This window comes from Arthrobacter sp. PM3 (assembly GCF_003352915.1).
Classification (GTDB): Bacteria; Actinomycetota; Actinomycetes; order Actinomycetales; family Micrococcaceae; genus Arthrobacter.
Genome location: NZ_CP022314.1, coordinates 2,368,774 through 2,374,951, shown reverse-complemented (window position 1 = coordinate 2,374,951; position 6,178 = coordinate 2,368,774). Strand labels below are relative to the sequence as shown.

General features: G+C 64.6%; 5 protein-coding genes. 1 reads left to right on the top strand and 4 read right to left on the bottom strand.

The genetic code is table 11. The features are described 5' to 3' along the window. Positions 1 to 377: 377 nt before the first annotated feature. Entirely contained in the window at positions 378 to 1,400 is a 1,023-nt protein-coding gene (locus CFN17_RS10950; RefSeq protein ID WP_208747744.1) for a tol-pal system YbgF family protein, read from the bottom strand. A gap of 220 nt (positions 1,401 to 1,620) precedes the next feature. Here CFN17_RS10950 and CFN17_RS10945 point away from each other — a divergent pair, with 220 nt between their 5' ends. Further along, positions 1,621 to 1,770, top strand: coding sequence for a hypothetical protein (locus CFN17_RS10945; RefSeq protein WP_155855807.1), 150 nt, complete (start codon positions 1,621 to 1,623; stop codon positions 1,768 to 1,770). Positions 1,771 to 1,838: 68 nt separating this feature from the next. On the opposite strand, the gene CFN17_RS10940 is transcribed toward CFN17_RS10945, so the two are convergent. Genes CFN17_RS10940 through CFN17_RS10930 form a run of 3 tightly spaced genes read right to left on the bottom strand, consistent with a single transcriptional unit; the run spans position 1,839 to position 6,170 of the window. Then, positions 1,839 to 3,371, bottom strand: a complete 1,533-nt coding sequence (locus tag CFN17_RS10940) for a bifunctional diguanylate cyclase/phosphodiesterase (protein WP_208747743.1) — start codon at positions 3,369 to 3,371, stop codon at positions 1,839 to 1,841. Further along, on the bottom strand, positions 3,361 to 3,828 hold the full coding sequence (locus tag CFN17_RS10935; RefSeq protein ID WP_208747742.1) for a hypothetical protein: 468 nt from the start codon (positions 3,826 to 3,828) through the stop codon (positions 3,361 to 3,363). The genes CFN17_RS10940 and CFN17_RS10935 overlap by 11 nt, the downstream gene beginning before the upstream one ends. Next, positions 3,825 to 6,170, bottom strand: a complete 2,346-nt coding sequence (locus tag CFN17_RS10930) for a glycosyltransferase family 2 protein (RefSeq protein WP_395924836.1) — start codon at positions 6,168 to 6,170, stop codon at positions 3,825 to 3,827. The genes CFN17_RS10935 and CFN17_RS10930 overlap by 4 nt, the downstream gene beginning before the upstream one ends. Positions 6,171 to 6,178: the final 8 nt, after the last annotated feature.

The following is a 6,178-nucleotide window of genomic DNA, read 5'->3' as shown; positions in this document are numbered from 1 at the left end:
CAACCCGGCCTCCGCCGCGAGAGCCTGCGCGGTCTCACCCGCGATGAACCGCTCAACCAAGGCCAGCTTCAGCTCGAACGAGTACACCTGTTTCGTCTGCTTGGCCACCAGCACTCCTCGACCATGGATCCTCCACCGCAGATACAGACCCTTGACCGGCGAGCGAGCCACACCCATCACCCGCGCAGTCGCCGCATCCGCGATGCCCTTCTCAAACCACGCTACAGCGGCCTCGCGCTGATCTTCAGACAACGGACTACGACCAAACATAAAACTGCTCCCCTGAAGTCGGAAATGAACATCCCCGTCCAACTTCCGGGGACCACTTCAACGCCAGCGGAGGGCATGTCCAGTGGAGGGCGGGTAGCCGTGCGGGTTCAGGCCACGTTCGTGAGGAATTCGAGGGCCTGCTCTGCCCTTTGCGGGGCGCCGGCCTTCTCGAAGTGGTCTGCTGCTTCCAGCAAATGTTGCCGGGCCTCGGCGCTCTTGCCCAGGGCTGCGTAGGAGCGGCCCAGAAGCAGATTCGCCTCACCCAGAATCTGCGGGGAAGGGGTTTCCAGATCGGCACATATCTGCTCCAGCAGTTCAACAGCAGCGGCTGACTCGCCGGCCAGATAGCTCCAGTGACCGCGGTTCAGTTTCAGCAGCAAGAAGTCGTTAGGGCTGCCGCCAATGACGTCAGTGGCAAGTTCCGCCCGCTCGATGCAGCGGAGTGTGTCCGCATCCGCGACGTCGGCGGCAAGCCGCATAGCGGCGGAGGCCTTGTTGAATTTGGCCCAGACGGTGAGGTTCCGGGCGGGCGAAAAGGTGGCCGCGGCGAGCTCGTGATAGTGCAGCCCCTCGGCAACCTTGCTGCAAAGAAAGGCAACGTTTCCGATTACCCAGTAGGCCTTGCCGACCAATTGGTCATCAACTTCCCCGGAAATGATATCGGCCATGATGAGGCTTTCAGTCCAGGCTTCATCAAGCCGCCCGCTGTCGGCGAGCGCCGCGATGAGAGCCTGCCGGGCCTTGACTGCGATTTCGACGTCGTCCTCGTCGATCATGAGGTCGGCCGCGGCCCTCGCTTCCGCCGCTGCCTGTTCGAGAAGTCCAAGTCCCTGGTGCGCTTTTGCAAGCAGAATGTGCACCTGCGCCTGCAGCTGCGGCAACGCACCACCGGATTCCGCCACGAGGCCACCGGCAACCCTCGCGCTGCTCTCAAAATCCCCAGCGGCTAGCAAGCATTCGGCCTGAAACAACGTCATGTTCCACCACGACGCCGGATCACCCTCGGCGCTGGCAATATCCGCAGCCGCCTGCGCTGCTATCGAGGCTTCACGGAACTCGTGATTGGACCGGAGCTCGCGCGCCTGCAGCTCTGCAGCAGCGTACGAAGGTGAAACGGCGTTTTGTTGCATGTATCGATTATCCGTTGCCGCGGGAGCGGAAGCGAACAAACCGCGCAAGCAAGACCCCCGCAATATTGGCGCAGAAAATCCCCAGATGTTACGCAGGCGTTCCGATTATCACAGGTTTAAGGCTGGATGAGCGAATCGTTATGTAGCGGCGTGTCGCTTACCCCTATACTGATCTTGCATCACATGAGTCACATCAGCCTCTTACGTATCAGGAGTCCTAATGAAGAAGACCCTTGCAACACTCCTCGTCGCCGGTGCACTGGCTGCCGCTGGCCTGTCTGCGGCGTCGGCCATTTCGGCTAGCGGCAGCAATTCAGGTCAGGGCTCGGTTGAAGCTGTGAACTGGTGGCCGGACTCCACTAAGAAGTAACGGAGACTGCATTGACAGGCGGCGGGTGCCGGAAGCGATTCCGGCACCCGCCGCCGCTGCGTTAACCCCTATAACCCCGGGACTCCCCGCTGGATAAGCGTCACCAGATCCGCGGCCGGTGCCGGCCGGCCAAAGTAGTAGCCTTGGCCGCTGCCGCAGCCCATCTGGCGCAGTACCGCCGCCTGCTCGGCCGTCTCAATGCCCTCGGCCAGCGCCTTCAGGCCGCAGGCGTGGATCAGGTGCAGCACCGCGGCCACGAAGTCCTGCTGTTGCTCGTCGTCGCCAAGGCCGCTGATCAGGCTTCGGTCGATCTTGACCACGTTGACCGGCAGCTTGCGCAGGTAGCTGATGGAGGAATAGCCGGTCCCGAAGTCATCGATTTCCAGCTGCACGCCGAGCCGCCGCAGCCCGTTGAGCGAATACTGGTCCACGTCACCGCCGTTGACGGCCATGGACTCCGTCAGCTCCACGATCAGGTTGGCGGCGTCCACCCCGGTCTCCCGGAGGATGTCGCGCACGTGTTCGATGAGCTCCAGGTTCTGCAGTTCGGTGGTGGAGATGTTGACGCGGACGTTGAAGGCGCTGTCCACCTGCCCCTCCTGCTGCCACTGCTGCAGCTGGCGTACGGCGTTGCGCAGCACCCAGTGGCCCAGGTCCAGGATCATGCCGGTTTCCTCGGCGAGCGGAATGAACGAATCCGGCATGAGGAGGCCGCGCTCCGGATGGTTCCACCGGACCAATGCCTCCACGCCTTCGATCCTGCCCGTGGCCAGGTCCACCACGGGCTGGTAGTGCAGGACCAGCTGGTCCTGGCGGATCGCCTCGCGCATTTCGGTGATCATGACGCTTTGTAGCCGGCGGGCGTACAGCAGTGCAGGCTCAAAGACTTTGATACTGCTGTGCGGCTGGGCCTTGGCGGCGTACATGGCGGTATCGGCCTCCATGACGAGGTCGTCAACCGACTGTCCGGGGTCCGCGATCCGCACGCCGATGCTGGTGCCGCAGGTGATCCTCAGGTCTCCGACGTCGAGGCTTTCGTTGAGCGCGGCGAGGATCCTGTTCGCCACCCGGCGTGCCCGGACCAGGTTGGACTTGGGCAACATGACGGCGAATTCGTCGCCGCCCAGCCGTGCCACAGTGTCGGTCTCGCGGACGGCGTCCTGGAGCCGGCGCGCGATCACACGCAGGACGTCGTCCCCGGCGCTGTGCCCCAGGGTGTCGTTGATGCCTTTGAACGAATCGAGGTCGAGGACCAGCAGGGCCGGCGGCATTTCACCGCGCGCGGACTCCGCCAGGGCGTGGCTCAGGACAGCGTTCAGCGCAGTCCTGTTGGCGAGTTGGGTCAGGGGGTCGGTGAGCGCCATGCGTTCGAGCTCGACCTGCGCCTCACGCAGCATGGCCGTGCGGCTCTCGACCCGTTCCTCGAGCTCCTGGTAGATGGTCTGCAGGTCATCGGCCATCAGGTTGATCCCGGCGATCACGGCGGCGACGTCGTCGCGGGCGCCCGAATGCGGGATCCGGGTGCTCAGGTCGCCGCCGGCGATCCGTACGATGCCCTCCACGAGGGCGTGCAGCCTGGGGTCCTGGGCGTCATTCTTCACGGGCGTACTGCCTTAGCCATTCGACGGCCGCGGATTCGGAGCTGAAGAACTGCGCCGGAATCGTCTCGCTCCTGGACCGCAGGAGGTAGTGGGCAATGACGCGGTCCACGGGGCTCTCGCCGACCAGGGCGAACGCCGTCGCCGCGATGGAACCGGTGTAGGCCTGCCGGGCCTCAACGCTGACGCCGACGACGCCGGTGATCACGAGGAGCACCGGCATCCGCCGCCCGGCCGCGAGGGCACGGACGGCGTCCCCGGCGATGCGTGCCTCCGGGCCGTCGATCTCCTGGTTGGGCGGCAGCAGGACCTCGATGATGCCGCCGTCGAGCATCCGCACGCCGATGGCACGGGCCGCGTCAGGAACCGCCGGCGGCGTGGACGGCGCGGCGGAGGTCTCGGCGCCGGTTCCCTCGCCCGGGAGCCGTTCGTCGGGCCCGGCCAGCGCCTCGACCGTCATCGAAGGGCAATTCGACGGCGGCGGTCCGTGGAGCCTCGCAGGTCCCGGTTCAGCCGGCGGTCACCGTGATAGAGAATCGCTTCCCAGTCGACTTCTTCAGCTGTCTTGGCAATCACAGGGCTCTCCTTCACTGTCTTGGTCCGGGGACTGACATAGAGCCAGTTAACCATCCCAAGGAAGACATCCACGGCTGAATTGCGGACACCGATATAGGCGCGGATGGCGCCGGCGGCCAAGACGGCGTTCAGGGACGCGAATGCGACGTTCCCCCAGTTGACCACCTGCGCGTCGCGCCACACGGTGAGCAGGGAGAACGCCACGATGGCGTACGGCGTCAGGACGTAGATGGCCGGGGCCGCGGTGCGGTCTTTGACCTTCGGTGTCCGGGCGAAGGGAATTTTGTCACCGGTCACGGCCTGCTGCAGTGATTTCAGCACGCCCGCCAGGTTCACCGGGAGAAGCACGAGGTTGAAGCCATAGATCCGGAGGATGTCACTGAAGCGGTGCCCGCAGTCCCGCAGGTCGCTGCCCATCGCCAGGAAATACGGCAGGGCCGCAATGAACACGATCGGGCTGAGCAGCCGGCTGTCGTACGGGTAGGCCAGGAGGAACAGCAGGCCGAAGCTCGCCCAGGCGATGGAGGCCATGTAGTTCACCCGCAGCAGGACCTCGCGGAAGAGGATCTTGCGGCGCTCGGAACGGTGCTGGAGCAGCTGGGCCCACAGCTTGGGCAGGATCAGCAGGCCGCCGTTGGCCCAGCGGCGCCGTTGGACCACCAGGGAGCCGAAGTCCGGCGGCGTGGCACTGTAGCTGAGGCGCTCCGGATAGTTCATGAGGGTCCAGCCGTGCTGGCCCAGGTCGATGCTGGATTCGGTGTCTTCGATGACCGTGCGGTCCTGGATGTAGGTCCGGATCTCGAAGCCGCCGGCCGTTTCGACCTCCACGATGTCTTCCAGGGCACGCTTGCGGATGACGGCGTTCGCGCCCACCCAGAACGTCGCACCGTAGTACGTCATGCCCTGGTGCAGGATGTGCTGGATGTCCGTGGTGGCTCCCGCGACCCGTTCGATGCGGGTGGGGGCCCCGCGGAAGGAGGAGTACGGCGTCTGGGTTACCGCGACGCGCTCGTTGCCGGCCGACTCCAGGAAGTAGACCAGCCGGAGGCAGTAATCGCGCAACAGCAGCGAGTCGGCGTCGAGCGTCAGCACGTAGGTGGTGTCGGGGACCTCCATGATGCCGCCCTGGAGGTCAGGTTCGACGTCGGCCACCACCTTCCGGAGCACCACGCCGTCGGCGGTGGTCTCCTTCTGCCAGGCGTGCCCCATCAGGGAAATGTAGGCATTGAGGTTCATGGCCTTGTTCGCCTCGTGCGACAGGCTTGCATACTTCTTGCGCTCAAATGTCTCCGTGGAGACGTTGAAGATCCAGGTCAGCCGCAGGTACAGCTCCTCGATGCGCGCATGCGGCGGTGAGGCTTTCTGCACCGAAGCCGCTGTCAGGCCCAGGACCACCAGCCGCAGCTCGCGGGCCAGTCCCATGAGGACCAGGTCCACAAAGAACTCATCGACGTGGTCTTCCACCCGTTCTCCGGCGGCCATCGCCTCCAGCCACTCCGCGGCCGCCTCATACTCGGTGATCAGCAGCGCCAGTTCGGCAGCAAGGTCAGGGACAGAGGTTTTTCCGCGGCGGCGGAAGCCGGCCAGTGCGCTGTTGACGCGGGCGGCCGGGACGCTGAGCCCGGCCTCGATCTCCGCGGTGAGCGCCCGGGTGGCCTCCAGCCGGGCCCGGTCAGCCGGATCGGAAGGATGCGGAGGGTCGTCGAGGAGCAGCACCACTTTCAGATGCGGGAATTCCTGCAGGGCCGCGGACCACAACGTGGCCCGCACCACTTGGGGCTCCTCGGCATAGGAGGGCACCAACACGGTAATGCCCTCGGAATAGTCGCTGAAGTGCCGGTCCAGTTCGCCGCGCGGCACTCGTGAATGGTCGCGGAAGCGGTAAAGGGCTCCCTGCCGTGCCAAAAGGTACATTAGGGCCGAAAACGTCAGGAATGTTACGACGACAAGATAGGAAACCGTCTCAAACTGAAACCTGAACCCTGCATTCGGGTTGTCCGCCAGCTCTTTCAGGATGGTGGAAATGACGTAGGCAATCCAGGCGCCGAGGGTGGTAAGAATTCCCAATCGGCCCAGGATAATTTTGCGCCGGGACGGCGTCGGATGAACAATGGAAAGCGGCTCAGAACGCCGCTCCGCCCCCCACTGACGGCGCCGGACGGCACCTTTTTGTTCGGAAGTCACGCTTTCCGCGTCCACGCGCGGCAAAACTAGCTGATCTGGCATTAGTCCCC

Coding starts and splice junctions, on each gene's coding strand:
- CFN17_RS10950 (WP_208747744.1), bottom strand. CDS start 1,400: ATGCAACAAAACGCCGTTTCACCTTCGTACGCTGCTGCAGAGCTGCAG.
- CFN17_RS10930 (WP_395924836.1), bottom strand. CDS start 6,170: ATGCCAGATCAGCTAGTTTTGCCGCGCGTGGACGCGGAAAGCGTGACT.
- CFN17_RS10935 (WP_208747742.1), bottom strand. CDS start 3,828: ATGACGGTCGAGGCGCTGGCCGGGCCCGACGAACGGCTCCCGGGCGAG.
- CFN17_RS10945 (WP_155855807.1), top strand. CDS start 1,621: ATGAAGAAGACCCTTGCAACACTCCTCGTCGCCGGTGCACTGGCTGCC.